The 22,563-nt window shown below is 65.9% G+C and carries 20 protein-coding genes and 3 pseudogenes; 13 read left to right on the top strand and 10 right to left on the bottom strand.

Annotated features, from left to right (window positions below):
• Window positions 1-27 precede the first annotated feature (27 nt).
• The 4 genes from FDW81_RS17260 to FDW81_RS17245 all read right to left on the bottom strand — a co-directional run bounded on the left by FDW81_RS17260 (window position 28) and on the right by FDW81_RS17245 (window position 4,440).
• Complete coding sequence (locus tag FDW81_RS17260) at window positions 28-1,734, bottom strand: amidohydrolase (RefSeq protein WP_138135437.1); 1,707 nt, start codon at window positions 1,732-1,734, stop codon at window positions 28-30.
• Window positions 1,734-2,960: an MFS transporter gene (locus FDW81_RS17255; RefSeq protein WP_138135436.1), complete on the bottom strand. Its 1,227-nt coding sequence runs from the start codon at window positions 2,958-2,960 to the stop codon at window positions 1,734-1,736. Before FDW81_RS17255 ends, FDW81_RS17260 begins: the two co-directional genes overlap by 1 nt.
• Window positions 2,961-3,066: 106 nt before the next feature.
• A complete protein-coding gene (locus FDW81_RS17250) occupies window positions 3,067-3,681 on the bottom strand; it encodes a TetR/AcrR family transcriptional regulator C-terminal domain-containing protein (protein ID WP_138135435.1) in 615 nt (204 codons plus the stop codon).
• A gap of 33 nt (window positions 3,682-3,714) precedes the next feature.
• Entirely contained in the window at window positions 3,715-4,440 is a 726-nt protein-coding gene (locus FDW81_RS17245; protein WP_138135434.1) for an alpha/beta fold hydrolase, read from the bottom strand.
• A gap of 220 nt (window positions 4,441-4,660) precedes the next feature.
• Between FDW81_RS17245 and FDW81_RS17240 the strand changes: the two genes are divergently transcribed.
• Both FDW81_RS17240 and FDW81_RS17235 read left to right on the top strand, forming a co-directional pair.
• A complete protein-coding gene (locus FDW81_RS17240; RefSeq protein ID WP_138135433.1) occupies window positions 4,661-6,235 on the top strand; it encodes a sodium-dependent transporter in 1,575 nt (524 codons plus the stop codon).
• A complete protein-coding gene (locus tag FDW81_RS17235) occupies window positions 6,232-6,369 on the top strand; it encodes a methionine/alanine import family NSS transporter small subunit (RefSeq protein ID WP_138135432.1) in 138 nt (45 codons plus the stop codon). The genes FDW81_RS17240 and FDW81_RS17235 overlap by 4 nt, the downstream gene beginning before the upstream one ends.
• 52 nt (window positions 6,370-6,421) lie before the next feature.
• On the opposite strand, the pseudogene rsgA reads toward FDW81_RS17235, so the two are convergent.
• Window positions 6,422-7,313: pseudogene (rsgA, locus tag FDW81_RS17230) on the bottom strand (GTPase RsgA).
• A gap of 91 nt (window positions 7,314-7,404) precedes the next feature.
• Between rsgA and FDW81_RS17225 the strand changes: the two are divergent.
• Window positions 7,405-7,773 carry a hypothetical protein gene (locus FDW81_RS17225; RefSeq protein WP_138135431.1) on the top strand — a complete coding sequence of 123 codons (369 nt, stop codon included), beginning with the start codon at window positions 7,405-7,407 and terminating at the stop codon, window positions 7,771-7,773.
• 50 nt (window positions 7,774-7,823) lie between these two features.
• Here the strand turns inward: FDW81_RS17225 and FDW81_RS17220 are convergent, their stop codons facing one another.
• Window positions 7,824-8,060 carry a zinc-ribbon domain-containing protein gene (locus tag FDW81_RS17220; RefSeq protein WP_138135430.1) on the bottom strand — a complete coding sequence of 79 codons (237 nt, stop codon included), beginning with the start codon at window positions 8,058-8,060 and terminating at the stop codon, window positions 7,824-7,826.
• A gap of 141 nt (window positions 8,061-8,201) precedes the next feature.
• On the opposite strand from FDW81_RS17220, the gene FDW81_RS17215 reads away from it, so the two are divergent.
• The gene (locus FDW81_RS17215; RefSeq protein WP_138135429.1) at window positions 8,202-9,353 is read left to right on the top strand and encodes a GGDEF domain-containing protein; all 1,152 of its coding nucleotides are present in this window, start codon (window positions 8,202-8,204) and stop codon (window positions 9,351-9,353) included.
• Here FDW81_RS17215 and FDW81_RS17210 read toward each other — a convergent pair.
• Window positions 9,309-10,418 (bottom strand): LacI family DNA-binding transcriptional regulator, encoded by a 1,110-nt coding sequence (locus FDW81_RS17210; RefSeq protein ID WP_138135428.1) that lies wholly within the window; start codon window positions 10,416-10,418, stop codon window positions 9,309-9,311. The genes FDW81_RS17215 and FDW81_RS17210 overlap by 45 nt on opposite strands.
• 181 nt (window positions 10,419-10,599) lie before the next feature.
• On the opposite strand from FDW81_RS17210, the gene FDW81_RS17205 reads away from it, so the two are divergent.
• From FDW81_RS17205 to FDW81_RS17175, 7 genes are all read left to right on the top strand, one after another.
• Window positions 10,600-11,448 (top strand): ABC transporter substrate-binding protein, encoded by an 849-nt coding sequence (locus FDW81_RS17205; protein WP_171027268.1) that lies wholly within the window; start codon window positions 10,600-10,602, stop codon window positions 11,446-11,448.
• Window positions 11,449-11,524: 76 nt separating this feature from the next.
• On the top strand, window positions 11,525-12,313 hold the full coding sequence (locus FDW81_RS17200) for an amino acid ABC transporter permease (protein ID WP_138135426.1): 789 nt from the start codon (window positions 11,525-11,527) through the stop codon (window positions 12,311-12,313).
• Window positions 12,310-13,104 (top strand): amino acid ABC transporter ATP-binding protein, encoded by a 795-nt coding sequence (locus FDW81_RS17195; protein WP_138135425.1) that lies wholly within the window; start codon window positions 12,310-12,312, stop codon window positions 13,102-13,104. Before FDW81_RS17200 ends, FDW81_RS17195 begins: the two co-directional genes overlap by 4 nt.
• Window positions 13,104-14,147, top strand: coding sequence for a Gfo/Idh/MocA family oxidoreductase (locus FDW81_RS17190; RefSeq protein ID WP_138135424.1), 1,044 nt, complete (start codon window positions 13,104-13,106; stop codon window positions 14,145-14,147). The genes FDW81_RS17195 and FDW81_RS17190 overlap by 1 nt, the downstream gene beginning before the upstream one ends.
• Window positions 14,148-14,221: 74 nt before the next feature.
• On the top strand, window positions 14,222-15,343 hold the full coding sequence (locus tag FDW81_RS17185; protein WP_138135423.1) for an FAD-binding oxidoreductase: 1,122 nt from the start codon (window positions 14,222-14,224) through the stop codon (window positions 15,341-15,343).
• A gap of 170 nt (window positions 15,344-15,513) precedes the next feature.
• Window positions 15,514-17,133, top strand: coding sequence for a polyprenol phosphomannose-dependent alpha 1,6 mannosyltransferase MptB (gene mptB / locus FDW81_RS17180; RefSeq protein WP_138135422.1), 1,620 nt, complete (start codon window positions 15,514-15,516; stop codon window positions 17,131-17,133).
• A 133-nt stretch (window positions 17,134-17,266) separates the two neighbouring features.
• The gene (locus FDW81_RS17175; RefSeq protein WP_138135421.1) at window positions 17,267-18,604 is read left to right on the top strand and encodes a phosphoribosyltransferase family protein; all 1,338 of its coding nucleotides are present in this window, start codon (window positions 17,267-17,269) and stop codon (window positions 18,602-18,604) included.
• Between the two features lie 116 nt (window positions 18,605-18,720).
• Here the strand turns inward: FDW81_RS17175 and FDW81_RS17170 are convergent, their stop codons facing one another.
• Both FDW81_RS17170 and FDW81_RS17165 read right to left on the bottom strand, forming a co-directional pair.
• On the bottom strand, window positions 18,721-19,944 hold the full coding sequence (locus FDW81_RS17170) for a glycosyltransferase 87 family protein (protein WP_171027265.1): 1,224 nt from the start codon (window positions 19,942-19,944) through the stop codon (window positions 18,721-18,723).
• Window positions 19,945-20,005: 61 nt separating this feature from the next.
• A pseudogene (locus tag FDW81_RS17165) lies at window positions 20,006-21,315 on the bottom strand (glycosyltransferase family 87 protein).
• A gap of 365 nt (window positions 21,316-21,680) precedes the next feature.
• Here FDW81_RS17165 and FDW81_RS17160 point away from each other — a divergent pair.
• Window positions 21,681-21,884, top strand: coding sequence for a hypothetical protein (locus FDW81_RS17160; protein ID WP_138135419.1), 204 nt, complete (start codon window positions 21,681-21,683; stop codon window positions 21,882-21,884).
• A 23-nt stretch (window positions 21,885-21,907) separates the two neighbouring features.
• Here the strand turns inward: FDW81_RS17160 and FDW81_RS17155 are convergent, their stop codons facing one another.
• The gene (locus tag FDW81_RS17155) at window positions 21,908-22,174 is read right to left on the bottom strand and encodes a DUF3072 domain-containing protein (protein ID WP_138135418.1); all 267 of its coding nucleotides are present in this window, start codon (window positions 22,172-22,174) and stop codon (window positions 21,908-21,910) included.
• Window positions 22,175-22,259: 85 nt separating this feature from the next.
• Here FDW81_RS17155 and FDW81_RS17150 point away from each other — a divergent pair.
• Window positions 22,260-22,563 (top strand): annotated as a pseudogene (locus FDW81_RS17150) (cyclase family protein); the annotation flags it as partial.

Genomic DNA, 22,563 nt, shown 5'->3' with positions numbered 1-22,563 from the left:
TCTTATGCGTCTGGCTATACGGGTGGATCAGGCAGGCTGGTTAAGCCGCTGCCCGCGCGGGGCGAGGCGGGAATCAGCGGAGGTGCCGGCGTCGTACGCTGTTGTGCCGTCCACCACGGTAAGCCGGGCCCGGTTGGTGAGCAGCTGCGCGGCGTCCGCCTGCAGCGGGTTGCTGTCCAGGACCGTGAAATCGGCCAGGTAGCCGGGCGCAATCCGGCCCTGCCGGTCCTCCGCCCGGCAGGAGTAGGCGGCATCGCGGGTGGCGTGGGAAAGGGCGTCGGCCAGGTCCAGGGCGTACTTGGGGAGGTTCGCTTCCAGCGCCGGTTCGAGGGCAGAGCGCCGCGTGGTGGCAACATACATGTTCGCCAGGGGCTGGTGTGGAGCTGTTGGCGCGTCCGTGCTCAGGGCCAGGGTAGCGCCTGCGTCCGTAAACTCGGTCCAGGGGAAGGCGCGTTCGCAGCGGTGGTCGCCGAGCACACTCCGCCAGTTGTCCTGGATGGCCGGGTCCGCGTGGACCGGCTGCATGGACGCCACAACAGCCAGGGAAGCCAGCCGCCGGACGTTCGCCTCGGTCACGGTCTCCAGGTGCTCGATGCGGTGCCGGCGGTCGCGGGGGCCGTTGCGGTGGTACGCCTCCTCCAGTGCGTCGAGTGCGATGTCCGAGGCTTCGTCGCCAATGGCATGCAGGGCAATCTGGAGGCCGGCGGCGTCTGCGGCTGCCACCACGGGGATCAGGGATTCGCGGTCCCAGATGGGCTCGGCACTGCTGCCGTCCGCGTACGGTTCCTTCATGGCGGCGGTGCAGCTGTCGATGACGCCGTCCACCACCAGCTTGATCCCGCAGATCTGCAGCCAGTCGCTGTGCAGCTCGGCCGCGAGCCATGCCGCCTTGGCCACCTGTGCCAGGTTGTCGGCCTCAGACTCGTGCCGTGCCACCAGGAGGTGGCCCTTGACCCGGATGGGCAACGTGCCGTTGCGGCGGTCCAGGGCACGGCGGAAGGCGGCCAGGTCGTCGTCCTGCACGGCCATGTCCACGGCGCTGGTGACGCCGACGGCCAGGTAGTTCGCGAACGCTTCTTCCAGCTGGGCGTCCCGGTCCTCGTCCGTGGCGTGGGCAGCAAGGGCCGGCCAGACGATCTGCTGGGCGGCCGTTTCGTAGAGCATCCCGTCCGCCTCGCCCGTTTCCGGGTCGCGGCCGATCCGTCCGCCAATGGGGTCCGGGGTGTCCCTGGTGATGCCCATTTCGGCCAGGGCGGCGCTGTTGACCCAGACGGAGTGCAGGTCGTTGGCGTCCAGGTAGACGGGGCGGTCCGGGACGGCCTCGTCCAGCAGCTTCCGCGTGGGCTGTTCCCCGGCGAGGGTGCTGTAGAGCCAGCCGGCACCAAGGATCCGTTGGGTGTCAGTGGCGGCGGCAGCTTCCCTCAGGCGGTGCTGCAGGTCCGTGAGGTCAACCGCGTCGCGCAGCTGGACCTTCTGCAGGGCCTGGCCCATCATCAGCAGATGAGTGTGTGCGTCCACGAAGCCGGGGAGGACAAAGCCGCCGGCCAGGTCCACCTCCATGGCCCCGTCGCCCGCGGCTCTGCGGGCTCCCGCCTCGCCACCAACATGGACGAACTCGGAGCCCTCCACCACAAAGGCTTCGGCGGGGGATCCATTGGCGGTGAAGACGGTGGCGTTGGTGTAGAGCGTGCGGGCAGGCAAGATGGTGCTTTCTGTCTGGGTGGTGGGGAACATCAGACGATGGCCGCCCTGAGGATCTCGGGCGTGGCGTTGCCGGCACCCGCTTTTTCGGTCTGGACGGAGATGCGGGAGATGGCGACCAGTGGAACCATCAGGGCCAGGGTCATGCCGCCAAGGACATAACCCAGGACGTCGTAGCCTGCCGCGGCCGAGACGTATGTTCCGAAGAACGGGGCGAACGAGGACCCCACCAGGTAGACGCCGAGTACCGGGGCGGACCAGCGCCCGGAGGCGTCCAGTGCGGCGGCAGCGGCCACGATGTAGATGAACGACAGCATGTAGATGGTGTTCCAAGCGATGATGACGGCCATGTACAGGCCTGGATCTGTGACGACGCCGGAGAGCATCTTCAGTGCCGCGCCTGCCAGGAGGGCGACGGCGAGCGGTACTGTCCGGCCCAGGCGGCGCCCTGCCACTCCGATAAGTCCCGAGGCGAGCAGGCCGCCCAGGGTGGAAAGGCTCAGCACCAGTCCCATACCGGTTTCGTCGAGCTGCGCCTGGTCCGCTCCCATGGTGGCCGCAACGGCCCACAGGGAGTCTTCGCCGAGAGCCCACAGGGCGAAGCAGGCGAGCAGCCCAAAGCCGGCAATTGTGGTTTTCCGGGATGTTGCTTTTGGCGCGGCAACTGCCGTGGCCAGGGTTGCGGGGGCGGTTGGCCTGGCCGGCAGCCAGGGCGTGGTGAACAGGGCGGCCAGGGCAAGGCCGGCCAGCAGGCCGAAGGCACTGCCCATGCCGGCGCCCAGCGCCGGGATCACGAAGAGGACCACCGAGACGATGGCGCGGTTGGTAAAGCCGCTGATGCCGGAGGCACGGTCCGGGTTCCGGAGTGCACCAAGTGCTGCGCCGCCCGCGGAGACGGCCCCGCCGGCGCCGAGGCCGCCGATCAGGACGCCTGCGACGACGACTGGTGCTGACGGGATGAAAGCGGCGGCGCCGAAGCCTGCCGCCGTGAGCAGCAGGCCGGCCCGTGCCACCAGGTACCTTCCGTTTCCTGAGGTCAGCCGGGAGGTCAGCAGGCAGGCGGCCGCGCAGGCGAGGAGCGATCCGGTCATCAGGGTGCCGGCCCCGGTATCAGAAAAGCCAAGCTCGCCGGTCAGGGCGACGATCATGACCGGCACCAGGTTGGCCGTCATAAAGCCGACCACGCTGATGCCGAAGACGGAGACGGCGCGCGTTGCGGTCAGGGGAACGCGCGCTGTGCTTTGGTCGTCCTGGGACATGGACTTCTCCTTGCTGGAATGGAGTGAACGCCGCCACAAAATGAATGGCCTTCATTTATTATGGAGATACATCCCCTGCCAGCACAAGGGTTTACGTGAAAGCCTTTCAGAAACCTGTCTTGGTTACCTGCCGTATCCCTGCCAGCAGGGTTTCCAGCCCGAAGGAAAACGCCGTGTTCGAGCGTTCCGCCGGGGAACCCAGATCCGCGATGGCCTCCGAAAGCATGGGAAACAGGCCCTGCGGCGGGGACCAAACCACCTCTGGCGCAGTCAGTTCCAGGGCTGATCCGAGGACCAGGTAATCCAGCGTGGTGATGGCCGGGACGATTGCGGAAGGGGCCAGCCCTGCCTTGGCCAATACAGTCGCCATGTCCTCGTAGATCCGCATCACACCGAGGTCCCGCACGGTCTGGGCAACCAGGAGCGGCACCAGCCGGGGGTGGTCGACCAGGCAGTCACGGTACTCATGGGCAAGGGTCCGGAGTGCCTCGTCCCACGGCAGGCTCTCGGTGTCCAGGTGCTGCCTTTCCGAGAAGACCAGGCCCCGCATCAGCTCGATGATGTGTTCGCGATTATCGATGTGGTTGTACAGAGCCGCCTGGCTGACACCGAGCTCCTTTGCCACTTTGGGAGTGCTGAAATCCCCGGTGGAATCCACCAGGAAGAGGGCTGCCCGGACGATGGCATCAACGGACAGCAGCGGTGATCGCGGACGCGGCACGGGGACTCCTTGGAACGGGGCGGTCCGTTCAATCTAGCGGTTTCGATCCGATGCCCTGTCCGTCCTGTCCACCGCGGCCAGAATGGCCTGCCCCAGTTCTGCAGGTTTGGTGAATTGCGGCCAGTGGCCGGTGGGCAGGTCCACATACTCAACGTCGCGGATCCGTGACAGCTCGGCAACGAAGGGGTGTCCGGCGTCTATCCATTCCAGCAGCAGCGAGGAAGGGAACTGGCAGGCAATGACGGTGGCCGGCACCTCGTAGCGCCGCGTGTCGTGCAGGTGCTGGGGGTCGTAGGCCACACCCTTGGGCTCTGGGATGGCGCGTGCGCGGAACGACTTCCGGAGCCCTTCGTCAAGGTCCACCAGGTCGGCATCCTCGAACTCTTCCCAGGGCGGCAGCGGAATTCCGTCACCTTCCGCCCGCAGCTGGTTGTTGATCACGTCGCCCTCGCCTAGCGGGCCGCTGTCCACATAGATGGCTCGTTCCACCTTGTCCGGCCGGGCATCCACCACCCCATGGATGATGGCGCCGCCGCCCGAGTGGCCCACCAGAACCACCTTGCCGTCCAGCTTGTCCACGGCTGCGGTTACTGCATCGATGTGGTCCCGCAGCCTGATGCCGGAGCGGTCAGCGTCCACTGCTTCCATACCCGGCAGGGTGAGGGGATGCGGACGGTGCCCGGCCGCCTCAAGCGCGGGGGCCACCTTCTCCCAGGAAGAAGCGTCCAACCAGAAACCGGGTACGAGGATGATGTCCATGACGGAACACTACTCGGTGCAGCAGGGCGGACAGCAGTACCTGCGGGGTTTGCGGGCAGGGCGACAGGGCTTCCGCCTGTGGGGCCCGAGCAGTAAAGTCCGGAGTGGCCAGTGAAGGATTCCAACCTCATCCGAGAGGCACAGGCATGAACCGGAAAAATACTCTTTGTGACCGCGTTCCCACGGCTCCGGCCCCGGCCCGGCCTGAAGGTGCGGCGAAATGAGCAGTCAGTCGTCGCCAGGCAAGGCAGCACCCCTCAAACGTGAGACGTTTTCCTCACGCCGGCTCTTTATCCTTTCCGCCATCGGGTCGGCAGTGGGGCTTGGCAACATCTGGCGCTTTCCCTACATTGCGTACGACAACGGGGGCGGAGCCTTCCTGATCCCCTATCTGGTGGCGCTGCTGACGGCCGGCATTCCGCTGCTCTTCCTCGATTATGCGGTAGGGCACAAATTCAGGGGGTCCGCGCCCCTGGCCTATCGCCGGCTCCATAGGGCGGCGGAGCCTTTGGGATGGTGGCAGGTTCTGGTCTGCTTCGTCATCGCGGCCTACTACGCAGTGATCATTGCCTGGTCCCTGATGTACACCATCTTTTCCTTCACCGAGGCGTGGGGCGACGACGCCGAGGGCTTCTTCTTCGGCAACTTCCTGGGCGTGGCCGAGGCGCCGGGTCTCGGGTTCGACTTCGTCCCGTCAGTCTTCTTTCCGCTGCTGTTGATCTGGGCGGCAGTCATCCTCATCATGGTCGCCGGGATCCGCAAAGGTATTTCACGGGCCAACGCCGTCCTGCTGCCGCTGCTGGTGGCGATGTTTGTCCTGCTGGTCATCCAGGCGCTTTTCCTTCCAGGCGCAGCCCAGGGCCTCAACGCCTTCTTCACTCCCGACTGGTCCGCGCTCGCCGACCCGTCAGTGTGGGCGGCAGCCTACGGGCACATCTTCTTTTCGCTCTCCGTTGGCTACGGCATCATGGTCACCTATTCCTCCTACCTCAAGCGCAGGACGGACCTCACAGGCTCCGGCATGGTGGTTGCCTTCTCCAATTCCGGGTTCGAGATCCTCGCCGGGATTGGTGTTTTCGCCGCCCTGGGTTTCATGGCGCAGGCAGCCGGCACGGGCGTGAATGAGGTGGTGACCCAGGGCATCGGGTTAGCCTTTGTGGCGTTCCCCACCATCGTGTCGCAGGCACCGTTCGGAGCAGTCATGGGCGTGCTGTTCTTCGGCTCCCTGGTCTTCGCAGGAGTCACGTCGCTGATATCCGTCCTGGAGGTCATTGTTGCTGCGGTTCAGGACAAGCTCGGCTGGGGCCGGGTCAAAGCCTCTCTGGTGGTCAGCATCCTGGTGGCTGTTGTGTCCCTGGGCCTGTTTCCCACGGCCACGGGCCTCTACCTGCTGGATACCTCGGACGCATTCGTCAACAGCTTCGGGATCACACTCGGCGCTTTGGTGACCGTGGTGGTGCTGGCATGGTTCCTGCGCAGGCTTCCCCTGCTGTCCGTCCACCTTAACCGGGTTTCCACTGTGAAGATGCGGGGTACCTGGATGGTGCTGGTATCAGTCGTGGTGCCGCTGGCCCTGATCTACATGGTGGCGAACGAATTCATCAGCAAGATTTCCACCCCCTATGAGGGTTACCCGGGCTGGTTCGTGGGTGTGTTCGGCTGGGGCATGGCCGGAGGGCTGGTAGTCCTGGCGCTGGTCCTGACGTTAATCCCCTGGAGCCGGACGTCCAAGGCGAACCATGACCCGGAGTACGACTCCCTGGTGGAGCGCGAAGCAAAGGAGACGGCGCTGTGACACCCGTCGCGATCACCATGATGATCATTGCCATCGTCACCGTGTGGGGCGGGCTGGCGCTGTCGCTGCTGAACCTCAAGCGGCACCCGGAGGATGAGGGCGCACTTCCCGAGGAGCACGCACCGGAGCTTTGATGCTGGCTTGTTCGGTCATCGCACCTGTTGAGAGACAGGCACCGCGCTCCTGTCAGCCGCGCCTGCGTCCCGACCGCCCCTTCCTTTCGGCTGACTCACGCTCCGCCCAGCGCTGCGACTTTCCGGCCGCCAGCACCTTCTGGTGCCACTCCCGCTGGTAAGCGCGTTGCGCGGCGGCGTCGCTCCTCCGCGCCAGAGCCGCCGGTTCCCGCTGGAGCTTCAGGTAGTTGTGCCAGCGGCGTTCCTCCAGCACACCGTCGGTGATCGCCGCCTGGACGGCGCAGCCCGGCTCGCCCTGGTGCGCTCAGTCCGAGAACCTGCACCGGGCCGCCAGCTCCTCTACGTCGCCGAACATCTCCCCGATTCCGTCCTCGGCGTCGAACAATCCAAAGCCGTGGACACCGGGGGTGTCCATCAGCAAGGTTCAGCAACCCGTCAATGCCGTCGCCGTTTTCCGCTGAGGTGGTGGCCACCTCCACGCCTGCCGCCTGCAGGATGACCTTCCCGACGACGTCGTCCGCCACATCCGCAAGGTCCGCCTTGGTGATGATCACCAGGGGAGTGGCGCCGGAGTCCCATGCCGCAACGAGCGTACGCTCGAGCCGGTTGTGCGTGAGGGGCCGGTCCACCGGGACCACGACGCCCACCATGTCCATGTCGGCGGCCAGGATCTGCGCCTCGGATGAATCCTCAAAGGCGCGCTTGCGGCTGAGTTCCGACCGCCGGGGAAGGGCGGCGAGGATCTGCCGGTCGCCGGCGCGGTTGGGTCCCATCCAGGCCCAGTCGCCGGTGACGGGGGCTTCCCCGCTCAAGCGGTAGGGCAGGTGGAGGAGCTCGGCGCCCACTGCCACCAGCAGGCGGTTGCGGTCGGCGCGCACCATGCTGCCAGGCTGGCTGGCGGACGGGACCCTGCCTCCGTTCCGCCGGTGATGGACAGGGCTCATCGCCAGGTTCACAATGAGGGGGTGTGATGCCCTGCCCCTGATATTCCCAGTGCCGACTTCCCGTACCACGGGACGCCCCGGAGGAGGACCTATGCGGACGACATTGACGAGGGCGGCTGTCTTCATTGCCCTCATCGGAAGCGTGTTGTGCGTGACCGCGGGGGCCACTGCACCGTCCGCCGGTTTCGCAGCTGCCAGCGTCCACGTTACGTCCGCACTGGTGGATGCCCAGGGGCAGCAGCCTTCTTCCACTGACGCTCCAACCGGGCCTACTCCCGCGCCGACCGGAACAGCAACTCCTGCCGAATCTTCACCTCCTCCCCCCGGAGGCCCAAGTGACGCCGGAACGGCCCAGGCGAACGACACCACGCCCCTGCTGATCGGGGTTGCGATCATCCTGGTGATATTGTTCGTGGCGTTTTACCTGTGGCGGCGCCGCGGGGCGGTGAGGGACTTGTAGCCCACTGACCAGGAGTAGTGCCGGGGACCCCGCTTGAACATGGGGGCGTCCTAGCGATGCAGTTCCAGTGCCCGCTTCTCCCGCGCGGAAATGCGTGAAACATAGCCGCAGTTTGTGCAGGTGATCTGGTAGGACCGCGATGTGGTGAACACCGGAATGAAGAAGAGGGTGAACTTGGTGGCCCGCTCCTCAAGGTGGTGGTGGACGAACGAGCGGCAGTACTGGCAGGTGGCGGGTTTGCCGGGCAGTGCCTTGAGCACCGTTTTGAAACCAAAGAGAAGGAGCATGGTCTTGCCTTCCGGGTAGTCCTGCTGGCGTATCTGACAACCCTAGGCCCTGAACCAGGCTGCGGCATCTTCCTGACAGGCTCCCGGACGGGTGCAATACTGGGGTCTGCACGCTTTTGGCATCAGGGGGACTTCGAAAAGATGGTGTTGGACACAGCGACTCTCCGGATCGCATTCGGTCTGATGGCGCTGGTTCTGGCCTTCCTCTTTTACTTTTCCGCCTACCGCGTCACGCGCTCGCCCTACAGCGGCTGGTGGTGCCTGGCGCTGCTGTTCTTCCTTACCGGATCCGCTTGTTTCCTGTTGGACGGGACGCGGCACCAGGTATGGGCCAACCCTGCCGGCAACGTGCTGCTGGTGCACGGCGGGGTGGCTGTCTGGGCCGGCGCCAGGTCGCTGCGCACGGTGCCGCCGCCGATGTGGGCGTTCACGGGCATCCCGCTGGTGACCTTGGTTGCTTCCGTCCTGGACAGCCCGGCCACCAACACCTGGTCCGGAGGGCCCGTTTTCCTCGCGGCCATGAGCCTCACCATCGGTCTGGCAGCACGCGAACTGTGGCGGCTGGAGCCAGGGTATTCGCGGGTGCGGATTCCCATGGCCGCGGCTGCCGGTGGGCTCTCCTTCTTCTACTTCCTCCGGTGGGCGGCCTTTGTGCTCGAGGGGCAGGACGGCCCGGTTTTCGCCACCGTTTTCGGTTCCGCCGTGACCACCCTGGTGACCATGGTGCTCCTGGTGGTGGTCTCCTTCAGCATGGCCGCCCTCAGCAGCGAACAGCAGACCAGGGCGTTGCGGATGGTGGCTTCCCGTGACGACCTCACTGGCCTTCTCAACCGCAAGGCATTCCTGAACCTCGCGTCGGAGCAGCTGGCGGACCGCTCCATTACCCGCGGCTCCGGTGCGCTGATCCTGGCTGACCTGGACCACTTCAAGGCTGTTAACGACACCTATGGCCATGCCGCCGGGGACCTCGCGCTGCAGGCGTTTGCCGAAGCCTGCACCGCCACGGTGAGGTCCACGGACCTGGTGGGGCGCTACGGCGGGGAAGAGTTCGTCCTCCTGATTCCCGGCGCCAGCGGTGAAAGGGCGGAAACCATCGCCGAGGAGATCAGCGGGCGCCTCGCCGGGACAACCGCTGTGGGCGGGATGGAGATGCCCACGGCCAGTTACGGGATTTCCACGTACGAGGGCGGCACGAAGGACCTGGAGGGCCTCATCGCCTCGGCGGACGCGGCCCTTTACGCGGCCAAGTCACTCGGCCGCAACAGGACTGCCCGCAGCGACTGGATGAGCTAGCGCCGGCCGGCACGCCCCTACCGATCCACGCCGCACCAGGGTAGCGGTGAACTGTCCCGGCGTGGCAGGGGGAAGCCCCTCCATCTGCCGGATCAGCGCCTTGGCGGCAGCCACACCCATGTTGTACACCGGCTGGGCAATCACCGTCAGGGGAGGTGTGGTGAGCCGGGTCCAGGGGAAGTCGTCGTACATGAGGAACGAGACGTCAGCGGGAATGGAGAGGCCCAGTTCCTGGATGGCTTCGACGACGCTCAGGGCAATCAGGCCATCGGAAGCGACCACCGCAGTGGCCTGCTCAGGGCCTCGGAGGACTTCACGGGTAATGCTGCGGATGGAGTCCGAGTCGCCGGCATTCAGCCGGACAAGGTCTGCAGGAAAAGGCAGGCCTGCTTCAAGGAATGCCTGCTGCATGCCTTCAAGGCGGTCAGCGATCTGCGATGAATCCAGCGCCATTCCGGGCGTGTAGGGGGAATCTGCCCTCAGCGTGGAAATAAAGGCGATCCTCCGATGGCCGGCGTCGAGGAGGTGGCGTGTGGCTTCGAGGGAAATCCTGGCCATGTCCACGGCCACCGTCTCCACCTCCAGGTCGCCGCCGCTCCGGTCGATGAAGACCATGGGCCGGCCGGACTGGTGGACCTGGTGGAGGTGTCCGGTGTTCACGGATGATGCGGGTGCAACAATGAGGCCGTCGACGCGTTTGTCCAGCAGGACCCGGACCGCGTCCACTTCGGCGGCCCGGTCCTCGTCAGTGTTCACCAGGATGACGTTGTAGCCGGCCCTTTTGGCGATGTCCGTGATGCCCCGTGTAGCCAGCCCGAAGTGCGGGTTCTCGATGTCGCCCACCACCACCCCGATGGTGTGTGATTTGCCCGTGTTCATGCTGCGGGCAAGCTCATTGGGGCGGTAGGAAAGCTCCTCTGCCGCCGCCAGTACGCGCTCGCGGACGTCCTCACTGACCGCCCCGTAGTTTCCCAGCGCACGTGCCGCCTGGGCCTTGGACACCTGTGCAGCCTTTGCGACGTCGGCAACCGTTACGTCCCGCCGTCGTGCTCCTTCACCGCTCATCTTCACCTTTCAAGAAGTTGTTGACGCACCCTGTGACTTCGGCTACATTTCTATCCATCGCTGTGAGTCCGGTCTCAATCCTAGGGTGTGAGACCGGACTCAACAAGAGCAGCGGCGACTTTCTTCGGCGGCCCTGACAGCACCGCCTTCCCTCCAACGATTGGACAACGCTGTGAAGAAAATGAACCTCCGTCCGGCTGGAATCGCAGCCGCAGCACTGGCCGCGGTCCTCGCGCTTTCCGGCTGCAGCTCCACCTCCGCTGCCTCAACCACGCAAAACAACCCGTATGGCCTGATCGAGCCCGGCACCATCCGCGTGGCGAGCCTCGGCGATTCCAAGCCGTACACCTTTACCGACGCCTCGGGAAGCTTCACTGGCTTCGACGTTGAACTCTTCAAGGACGTCGCCCACCGGGCAGGTGTAGACAACGTGGTCTTCACCGGCCAGGACTTCTCCGGGCTGCTTGCCGCAGTTGCCAACGGCCAGTTCGACGCCGGCGTGGCAGCGATCGGCATCACTGATAAACGCAAGGAGACCGTCGACTTCTCCGACGGCTACCTTGCCGGTTACTTGACCGTCATCACCACCAAGACCTCAGGCATTACGGATGCCAACGGTCTGGCAGGAAAGCGCCTTGGCGTCGTCCAGGGAACGCTCCAGGAGGCTTACGCCGTAAAGAACTTCACGTCGGCGAATCTGGTCCGCTTCCCGGACAACAACACCGCAGTTGCCGCAGTGAACAGCGGGACCGTAGACGCCCACTTCCTGGATTACGAGGCCGCCAAGGCTTACGTGGAGCAGCACGGCCTGGTCAGCGCTGCGGACATCCCGTCCTTCGACGCCCCTGCCGGCTTCGCCGTGGCCAAGGACAAGACGGCCTTCAAGGAAGCCCTGAACGAGGGGCTGGCGGAAGCCATGGAAGACGGGACCTGGAAGAAGCTCTACCAGAAGTGGTTCCCCGGATCCCCGATGCCAGAGCAGTACCTGCCCAAGGCAGAGCAGACGGCGTCCCCGGCGCCGGGCAAGTAGGCACCCCAGCCACCTGACCGGGCGGGCCAAATCGAGGTCCGCCCGGTCCCTCCACACACTACGTCTGAGAGCAACCATGGACTGGCTGAACACCATCATCCGTACCTTCTTCGACTTCGGCGCAATGGCCGAGGTCCTGCCCCAACTCCTGGCGGTCGGCCTGCTCAACACGCTGATCATCTCCATCGCCGCCACCGTCCTTGGCACGGTGCTGGGCATGGTGGTCGCCGTCATGGGTATCTCACCTTCAAAATGGCTGCGGGTGCCGGCCAGGATCTACACCGACCTTTTCCGCGGCCTGCCTGCCATCCTCACCATCCTGCTGATCGGCCAGGGTTTTGCCCGTTTCAGCCAGTCAATCTTCGGGCCCTCGCCCTACCCCCTGGGGATCATCGCGTTGAGCCTGATCGCCAGCGCCTACATCGGCGAGATCTTCCGCGCCGGCATCCTCAGCGTGGACAAAGGCCAGGGGGAGGCCTGCCGCGCGCTTGGGATGAGCTACGCAAAATCCATGGCCCTGGTGGTGGTGCCCCAGGGCGTCCGCCGGGTGCTGCCGGCCCTGGTAAACCAGTTCATCGCCATCGTCAAGGACTCGTCCCTTGTTTACTTCCTGGGGCTGCTGGTCAGCGAACGCGAGCTCTTCCGCGTGGGGCAGGACGCCGCAGTCCTGTCCGGCAACCTTTCGCCGCTGGTGGCCGCCGGCGTCTTCTACCTGATCATCACGGTTCCGCTGACGCACCTCGTGAACCACTTCGACAACAAGTTCCGCACCGGCCGCCGCCGCCCGGCAGCGCCCACCAGCGGCCTGAAGGAAGTCAAGGAACTCGACGCGGCCTCGCCGCTCACCACCGGGAGCAACACATGAACCTGCCAGCCACCACCACCAACAGCGCCGCTGCCGGCAGCCCCGCCCCTGACGTTCGGGCATTCCACGGCTCCAGCCTGGAACTGCGCAACCTGACCATGGCGTACGGGGACATTGAGGTGCTGCGGAACGTGAGCCTGAGGGTTGCCCCGGGCACCACCACGTGCATCATCGGGCCCTCGGGTTCCGGCAAATCCACGCTCCTCCGCGGCGTGAACCGGCTGCACGAGCCTAAGAGCGGTGACGTGCTTCTGGCGGGGGACAGCGCCCTGACGGTGAACCCCGACATCCTCCGGACCCGGATCGGCATGGTGTTCCAGCACTTCAACCTGTTCCCGGACCATACAGCACTGGAAAACGTGGCGCTTGCCCTCTGGAGTGTGAAGGGAATGCCCAAGGCCCAGGCCATGGAGCGCGCACGCCGCGGCCTGGCCGAGGTGGGGCTGGCCGAGCGGGCCGACCACCGGCCCCGGGACCTGTCCGGCGGCCAGCAGCAACGCGTGGCCATCGCCCGGGCCCTGGCGATGGAGCCCGAAGTGATGCTCTTTGACGAAGCCACCAGCGCCCTGGACCCGGAACTGGTCAAAGGCGTCCTGAACCTCATGGCCGGATTGGGCCGCCGCGGAATGACCATGCTGGTGGTCACCCACGAAATGGGCTTCGCCCGCAAGGTTGCGGACCAAGTGGTCTTTATGGATGAAGGGGAAGTGGTCGAGGCAGGAACTCCCGCCCAGCTCTTCGACAACCCCCGCAGCGAACGCCTGCAGCGCTTCCTTTCGGAGGTGCTGTGATGGGGAAGGAAACAACTGCACCCGTGCGGACCGCCGTCGTCGGCTTTGGCATCTCCGGCAAGGTTTTCCATGCTCCGCTGCTCGCAGCGAACCCAGACTTCTCGCTGGACGTGATCGTCACGTCCCAGCCCGCGCGGGCAGCGGAGGCGGCGCGGCTCTACCCAAGGGCACGGATCCTCGCAACCCCGGAGGAGCTTTTCGCCCTCGCCGCGGAGCTGGACCTGGTCATCCTGGGCACGCCGCCCCACACCCACTACGGGCTGGCAGCAACAGCCGTCGCCCACGGGCTCCACGTGGTGGTGGACAAGCCGTTTGTTCCGACGTCAGCCCTGGGGGAGGAGCTTCTCAGCAGGGCTGCCGACGGCGGGGTGCAGCTGACGGTGTTCCAGAACCGCCGGTGGGATGCCGACTTCCTGACCCTCCAAAAGGTCCTGACCGCAGGCGAGTTGGGGGACGTCACCAGCTTCGAGTCGCGGTTCGAATGGTGGTGGCCCGAAGGGTTCGGCAACTGGCGGGACACGGTCTCCCTTTCAGCGGGCGGCGGCATCCTCCACGACCTCGGGGCGCACCTGATCGACCAGGCCATCCAGCTGTTCGGCCCGGTGGAACGGAGCTACGGCGAGACGGCGAACCGCGGACCGCACGCCCAGGCCGCAGACACGGAGGCGTTCGTGTCCCTGCTGCACGAGTCCGGAGTCCGGTCGCGGCTGTGGATGAACGGCATGGCCGCCCAGGCGGGCCCCCGCTTCCACGTCCTCGGCTCGCGGTCCGGTTACACCAAGTGGGGCCTGGACGGCCAGGAGCCTGCGCTCGCAGCCGGGATTACGCCGGCAAATCCCGCCTACGGCCTCGAACCCCAGGAGTCTTGGGGGCTCCTGGGAGTCGACGGTGCTACACATCCCGTCCCCGCCGCGCGGGGTGCGTATCCGCAGTTTTATGTCCAGCTTGCCGCCGCACTGCACGGGGAAGGGGCTCTGCCCGTGGACCCGGCAGGCCCGCTCGAGGTGCTGAAGGTCATCGAGGGCATTCACGCCATGGCCTGACTTCCGCCGCCAGCTTTTTCAATGACGCGCCGTACGCGTCCTTCGTGAACCACGCATCCACAGAAAGGGACACCATGTCCACTCCAGCATCCACCAAACGCGTCGCTGTCATAGGCGGCGGCATCCTGGGCGTTTCCACCGCCGTCCACCTGCTCCGTGAAGGTGCCTCCGTGATCCTGCTGACCGAACGCGGCCTCGCCAGCGAAGCCAGCGGACGGTCACTGTCCTGGCTCAACTCCTCGGGCGAACGCTCCACCCCTTACCACCATCTCCGGCTTGCCGGTGTGGACCGCTATCGGACCCTTTTCGCCGCTGACCCCAGGCGGGAATGGCTCCAGTTCGGCGGCGGCCTCATGTGGAACGCCGCTGGACAGCAGGACGTGACCGAGGCCCGGCACGCCTACGAGAAATCCATCGGCTACGACTCAAAGCTGCTGGCTCCCGTGGACATCGCCTCCGTCACCCCTGGCACCGACCCGGCCGCAGTTCCGGAAAAAGCCATCTTCAATCCCGGTGAAGGCTGGGTCAGCCTCCCGGACCTGATTGAATTCCTGATGGAGGAGTTCCACTCCCGCGGCGGGGAACTGGTCCTGAACTCCGGCAAGGTGTCCGTGATGGTCGAGGCTGGCCGCACCACGGGTGTGGAGACCTCGGCGGGGGGGACCTACCCCGCCGACGCCGTGCTGGTCGCGTGCGGGGCAGCGACGCCCGCCGTCGTCGAACCCCTTGGGGTCAAGATTCCCAATGGTTCCCCGGTGTCCATGCTCGTGGTCACCAAGCAGGTGGAGCACAACGTCGCCGCTGTGCTGAACACTCCGCGTGCTGCCCTGCGCCCCAATCCCGGAGGCACCTTCGCCCTGGACCACGACTGGTACGAGGAACACATCACCGAGCACGCGGACGGCTCGTTCAGCATCCCGGGCGACGTGGTCCAGGAACTCGCGGACGAGGCCTCAAAGCTCATCGCGGGCAATCCTGAGCTGAAGCCCGCCTCGTGGAAGATTGGCTACAAGCCGATTCCGGGCGACGGCGAACCGGTCCTCGGCGAGCTCGGCCAGGTGCCCGGCTGCTTCGTGGCGTTCACCCACTCCGGCGCGACCCTGGGCCTGATCGCGGGCGAACTCCTCGCGGGCGAGATCATGACCGGCAAGAAGCACCCCATGCTGTCCACCTTCCGGCCCGGGCGTTTCTCCTAGCGCTTCCTCACTTCCAGCAGCCCCTTTCGGCCGGCGGGACCGCGGCTTGCGGTCCCGCCGGCCGCATATGCCCGGGAAGCGGGAAAACCGGCTGATAAAATGGGCGGGTTGCAGGGCGGCGTTATTGCTGGTGCAACCAGCGCCGCAACCAAGTGAGGGACCAGACAATCATGACGGCAGGCGGGCCACACCTCGAAACTTCGGAGACTCAGCCTGCCGCGCCCGCCAAAACCGCCGGTCCCGCCACGGGCCGCGCTTACCTGGCCACCATCGAAGGCTTCGTCGGCGCCCTCATGATGTTCGTCGGCTCCATCGGCACGGGCTGGATTGCCAACGGCTCACCCATGATCCGCCAGCCGGTGGTGATCGCCCTCCGCACCGAAGGCTGGGGAGTCACCGTTTCCACGGTGCTGCTGACAGTCGGCGCGATGGTCCTGATGCGTTCGTGGCTGAGGCTGGGGCAACGCCTGGCTGAATGGGGCGCATCCTCCCTTCGGTCAGTCGTGATCGCCGTTTCGGCCTGGTCCCTGCCGCTGCTGTTCTGCGTGCCCGTGTTTTCGCGCGACGTCTACGCCTACACCGGCCAGGGCCGGTTGGTGATGGAGGGGCAAAACCCCTACGAGGTTGGCATCTCCACCCTCAGCAACTGGTTCTCGCTGGGGGCCGATCCGGCGTGGGCGGAAGCGAGGACCCCCTACGGCCCGTATTTCCTCTGGCTGGCCCGCGGGGTGGTGGGGCTGACAGGCGCCCAGCCCGACGCCGCAGTGCTGCTGTTCCGGCTCCTGGCCGGGGCCGGGGTCCTGCTATGCGTGATCTATGTTCCCAAGCTGGCAGAGCTGCACGGCATCAACGGGGCCCGCGCGCTGTGGATCGCGGTGGCCAATCCGCTGTTTTTAATCAGCTTCATTGCCAGCGCCCACAACGACGCACTGATGGTGGGGCTCGCCGTCGCGGGTGTGTACTTCGCAGCCACGCGCCGCTACCTGCTGGGCATCCTCCTGGTGACAGCGTCCATCGGAATCAAACCGATCACGGTGCTCCTGTTGCCGTTCATCGGTGTGATGTGGGCAGGTCCCTCCGCCTCCTGGGTGCGCAGGTTCCTGATCTGGGCTGCGACGGCGGGCATGAGCTTCGGCGTGCTGCTCCTGAGCGGCATCCCGTACGGGCTGGGTATTGGCTGGACCTGGGCCATCATGGACCCCACTCCCGGCTACACCGGCTATTCGCCGTCCGGCTTCCTGGGGCAGCAGGTGGAGTTCCTGGCCAATTCGCTGGGACTCCCCGGCGGGACGCTCGCCACCTGGCTGCGCACCGCCATGAAGTGGGCGGCCATCGGACTGGTCCTGCTGCTCATGTTCCGCGGCGATTATTCGCGGGCGGTGCGCCGGATGGCGCTGGCGTTCACCGCCGTCGTGATGCTTTCGCCCATCATCCAGCCTTGGTACATCCTGTGGTTCCTGCCCTTCCTGGCTGTCACCGGGATCCGGGACGACTGGCAGATTAGGTCCCTGTATGTGGGCGTGACGTTCTTTGTGGTCTTCGGCGCACAGGACCAGCTCTCCGTATGGTCCTTCGTGGAACTGCCCATTGATGCGTCATCGCTCGCATTTATCACCGCGCTGGCATTTACCTTCTACCTTCTATTCCTCGATGTGCATACACGGAAGCTGCTGATCGAGGGCAAACCCCTCGACCTGGCAAAACGCGGCTGGCGCTGGATCCTCGAGTGGCGTCAGGCCAAGCGAAACCGGATCGAAGAGCCCGGACGCCAAAAGCTGGGAAGCCGCTAAGCCGCGGGTAAACCCGGCCGCGCATCAGTCCGCGCCGCTCGTGCGCCAATAGCCGGCGGGCCTTATTGGCACTGGTCCGGCGTGCTCTCAGAGGTATCAACTGAATGCTCTGCCCACACGAAAAGGTTGCCTGATGTATGAATTCCTGGACAGGGTTGATGCGGGCCGGAAGCTCGGCCTTGCCCTGGACCGGCTGAAGGGTGGGGACGTGGTGGTCCTGGGGCTGCCCCGCGGCGGGGTGCCCGTGGCAGCCGAGGTTGCCAAGGCCCTGGATGCGCCCCTGGACGTCATTGTGGTGCGGAAGCTCGGTGTTCCGTTCCAGCCGGAAGTGGCGATGGGTGACATCGGGGAGGGCGAGACACGCGTGCTTGACGGGCGGGTGGTTTCGCTGGCAAGGGTCACGGACGAAGACCTTGCGGCGGTTGAGCGGCGCGAGCGTGCGCTGCTGGAGGCCAGGCTGGAGCGGTACCGGAAGGGGCGTGCGCGCACAGACCTCACCGGGCGCACCGCCGTCGTTGTTGACGACGGAATCGCCACCGGCTCAACTGCGAGGGCCGCCTGCCAGGTGGCACGCCACCTGGGTGCCAAAAATGTGGTCCTTGCCGTGCCCGTTGCCCCGGCCCAGGCGCTGGACTCACTGTCCGAGGCGGACCAGGTCTTCTCCCTGATTTTCGCACGGAACTTCCAGGCGGTGGGGTACTGCTACAGGGACTTCTCGCCCACCCGGGACGAAGAGGTGGTGCAGCTGCTGGACGAAGCGAAGCGGCGGGTACACCGTGTCCGGGCGGGCCTGGTTGCGGGAACGGACCAGGATGTGGAGATCGGCGTCGACGGCGTGGTGCTCCACGGCAACCTGCACCTTTCGGCACACTGCCGGGCCGTGGTGGTCTTCGCCCACGGCAGCGGCAGCAGCCGGCACAGTTCCCGCAACCGGTACGTAGCCTCCGTGCTCCAGGGTGCAGGGCTGGGCACCCTGCTGCTGGACCTGCTGACCCCGGCAGAGGAAGTGGACCGCACCAGCGTATTCGACATTGCGCTGCTGGGAGGGCGGCTCGGTGCAGCAACCCGCTGGCTGAACAGCAAGGAGGGAACCGCAGGGCTGCGGGTGGGCTATTTCGGCGCAAGCACCGGCGCCGGTGCCGCGCTGTGGGCGGCGGCCGAGTCCGGTGCGGAGGTGGACGCGGTGGTGTCCAGTGGCGGCCGTCCGGACCTTGCCGGCGCGCGCCTGGAAGCGGTCCGGGCACCCACCCTGTTGCTCGTGGGCAGCGCCGACCTCCAGGTACTGGCCCTCAACCGGCAAGCGATGAGCCGGATGACGGCCCCGGTCCGCCTGGAGGTCATCGCGGGCGCCACGCACCTCTTCGAGGAGCCCGGCACGCTCGGCCAGGTTGCCGCCCTGGCCAAGGGATGGTTTGCGCGCTACCTGATGCCGGAGGCCGCCACCGAGCGAAACCCGGAGGCTGCGCTGTGAGCCGGAGCAGCAAGGCCCGCCCTCGGTTGCCATGTCCGGGAACTGGAACAAATCCGGCTCCTGGCGCGCAGGCTGGCCGGGACTGAGCGAACGGGGCCTACGGGGTCCTGAAGCGGCTACGCCCCAGCCGGCACTGCTGTCTTGGCCTTGCGGCCAAGTTCCGCGGTCCGCTTCACTGACCACCAGAGCAGCACCACCAGGAGCACATTGCGGGTGGTGAGGATGGCAGCCATAACGGGGTGGGCGTGGATGAGCGGCGTATAGAACAGCGGGTAGATTACGAACGTGGTCATGGCGATGCCCATCAGCAGGGCCGCCGGGACCTTCCACCGCTCCCAGTCGTGCGTGAGTCCGGCGATGATCACGGGGGCCAGCCAGATGATGAACTGCGGGGACCCCACCTTGTTGAAGACGATGAACGCGGTGACCATCATGAGGGAACCCTCGAGGAAGAGTTCCTCGCGTTCAGCGCCGCGGTTCAGCGCGCGGACCAGCAGGACGGCGGCCCCGATGGCGGCGAGGATGAGGAGCGGCTGCATCAGGAAAGCTGCGGTTCCGGCGCCAGGCCCGTAGACCTCAGTGGAGTTGATGGCTGTGTTGTCCGCCATTTTCGAACCGGCGATGTTGAAGACGCTCAGCCACACCCAGGGCGTGGAAAACGTCGCCTCCAGCTGCATGCCGCGTTCGCCCTGGTTAAGGAGGAAGTCGAGGATGTGCGGGAGGCCGCCGGACAGCCAGGTTCCGGCGGTGACGACGGCGGTCACGGCCACTCCCGAAAGGACCACGTGGACGCGCTTGCGGCTCGCGATCACGATGGGTGCCAGAACTGCAGCCGGCCACACCTTGATCCACGTGGCAAAGCTGAGCAGGACGCCGGCGACGACGGGCCGCTGGGCGGCATAGACCAGGGCGATCAGCACGATGGGTGCGGTGATGCCCTCTACCCGGGCGAAGCTGAGGTAGCCCATGAACACGGTGAAAAAAAGCCACCACCAGGCCGGCGCGATGCCGCTGACCTTCCGTGGTCCGCACGTCAGTAAGGCAAGCCCGACGGCGTTGAGCGCTGTGATGATCAGGAACCACACGAGCAGGTAGAGGTCCGGCCCGGCGATGTTGGCTAGGAAGATGGGGATCTGCGCCAGCACCGGGTACACCCAAGGGCTGATCTTCCCGGTGAGGTCGTCCGGGTTGTAGCCGTCCAGTGCCCACTGGCGGTACTGCTCGGTGTCACTGAACGTATCGCCGTGCAGGAAGAAGGACGCCATCCAGCCCAGGAAGTAGAGATGGACGACGGCGAAGCCCCACCACACGCTGGACGGGCGGGCGAACCATTCCACCACCTTGGCAGGCAGGACTTTGCTGCGGACCGCGGTGAGACGGTCGAAGAACCTCGCGGAAATCTTAGGACTCCTTCAGCACGGGAGTGGCTGCAGGCGTCCTTTTGCCCAGCAGGTAGAGGCGCCGGACGCTCCAGAGGAACAAGACCACCAGGAGGATATTCCGGATGGTCAGCACCAGGGCCATCCAGGGGTTGTTGTGGCTGAGGGCGTCGTAGAACAGGGGATAGATGAAGTAGGTAGCCACGGCGATCACGATCAGCATGGCTGCCGGGACACGCCACTCGCGCCAGCTGTGGGCCAGCCCGACCGCAACCGCCGGGGCGAGCCACACCATGAACTGCGGGGATCCCACTTTGTTGAAGACGACGAACGCGGTGGCCAGGGTGAGGGCGCCGGCCAGGAGCAGTTCGGTGCGGTCCACACCCTCGCTGGCTCCGTCGTCGTGCTGTTTCCCGCCGCGCTGTTTGCCGTTGTGGAGGGCCCAGAAGGTCAGCCCGGCCACGAGCAGCGCCGCGAGGACCAGCAGCGGCTGCATCAGCACGGACATAAGGGCCGTGCCGGGGCCGTCCACCTGCATGGAGTTGATATCGGGTTCATGTACATCCGGGACCCGCCCACGTTCAGGACGGACAGCCAGAGCCACGGGGTGGTGAAGGTGGCTTCGAGCTGCATCCCGCGCCCGCCCTGCTGGGTGAGGAAGTCCAGCAGCCTGGGGGCGCTCCCCACCGCAGCTGCCAGCGCGACGACGCCCGCCGTCGTCGCAATTCCTGCCACCACCACCAACAGGCGGTTCTTTACGACGGCGAACAGGGCCAGCATGACGGCGGCCGGCCAGACCTTCACCCACGTACCGATGGCCAGCAGGACGGAGGCGATGAACGGTCGGCCCACGCCGTACGCCAGGGCGACGAGGACCAGCGGCGCCGTGAGGCCGTCCACCCGGGCGAAGCCGAGCCAGCCCATCAGGAAGGTGAACACCAGCCACCACCAGCCGGCGGGAACGGCATGTCGGTCGCGGCCGCGGTTGGTGAGTTTGAGGAGCGCCCACCCGTTGAGCAGGGTGGTCATCAGCACCCACAGGAAGAAGAAGGGTGCCGGTCCGGCCACGCCGGCGATGGCCATGGGGATGAGGGCGAGGATGGGGTAGACCCAGGGACTGGGGCCCCCGCTGAGGTTGGCGTCGTCGAAGCCCGCCATGGCCCAGCTGCGGTAGATGAAGGTATCGCTGAAGGCTTCGCCGCGCAGGGACAGGGAAGCCGCAAAGATCAGGAAGACCAGGTGCACCACAATGAAGCCACCCAGCAGGCCGCGCCCGTTGTTCAACCGTGACTGCACCGGCGCCGGGAGAATGGCGTTGCGGATCCTGGTCAGGTTGCCGAAGAAAGCGTCCGTGGAAATGGCGGGATCCTTGTCAGGTCGTGGCACACGTATGTTGTTGTGCTGATGGCTTCGGTTCTGCCGTCCGAGAGGTCTTCAGGCGCATTAAAGCCGTCCGGAAACAGCTTTCGCTCGTGTCCAACTCTAATTGACGGTGCCTAAGCGCTTGTAATTGCCGGGCTCTGCTGCAGCCGCCGAGCTTCTGACCTGCGCTTTTCTTTTAGTTGATTTTTCAAGTTGCTGTTGATCTTTTGTTGGGGGACCATGGTGCGAGGCGCCCAGGTGCCCAACCGCCTATGCACTCAGGGGGAGCGCGTGGCGGCGTCCTGCCCACCCCCAAGAGACATAAGGCAACACCCATGAACTTTCCCCTTACCCTCACCGTGTCCGACCGCAAGAGCATGGACAGTGAGCTTGACGCCGCGGTCACCGCGGCCAAGGCCTGCGCCCTCCAAGGGAAGCGGCACGGGATCCTCGTCACCCGCCTCGGAGCGGACAAGTTCACGGTGGACCTGAGTGAGGCCGTTCCGTTCGGCCTCACCCGTGAACACCAGGCCTGGTAACCGTCTGCCTTCCTGGCAGCGCCCTATTTTTCCCCGGAGCTGTCCGGGCCGTCCCCTGACACCCTTCCACTGCGCTGTTGCAGCCGGTCGATGTGCTTGGATGCTTCGGCCTTGCTGAGGTCCGCAGGCAGCTCTTCGCCTGCTTCACGCGCCAGCGTATCGAGGTAGCTGCGCTGCGCCGCCGTCATCGGTTCATCCCCGGTCACCCAGTCCTCCGGGTCACGGTTCAGCCCTGCATCCGGCTCAGGGGTTGAGCTGCCAATGGTTTCCTTGTCATTGTTGTTGTCCATGAAGAGAGTCTAGGCGCCGGGACTGTCAGTAGACGGAACCCTCGGGCAGCTCGGACAACCTTCCCGCGGCGCGCCGCAGTTCCGGGCCTGGGACCACAGGCTCGCGCTCCTCGCGGCCGACAACTTCGCCTTCGAATGCCTGCCCGCCCTGGCGGCCAGCCCCTGCCGCGACCCGGAACCCTAATGACCACGGCAGGATGCACCAGCAGCTCCTGGCCAAGCTGGGCATGCCGCTGGGTGAATTGTGGCGCCTTGGCCCGCTGGCCCGGCATATGCGGGCTGCCGGCCAATGGGATGCATTCGTCGCCGTCAAGCCGCTGAACGTCACGGGCGCCACCGGCTCACCCGCCAACGCCACCGCCATGTGTAGCTGTCGGCGGTCGGGAAGT

The sequence above is a fragment of the Pseudarthrobacter sp. NamB4 genome (assembly GCF_005796185.1).
Classification (GTDB): domain Bacteria; phylum Actinomycetota; class Actinomycetes; order Actinomycetales; family Micrococcaceae; genus Arthrobacter.
Note: the sequence above shows the minus strand (reverse complement) of the source record. Positions and strands in the feature narration are given on the sequence as shown.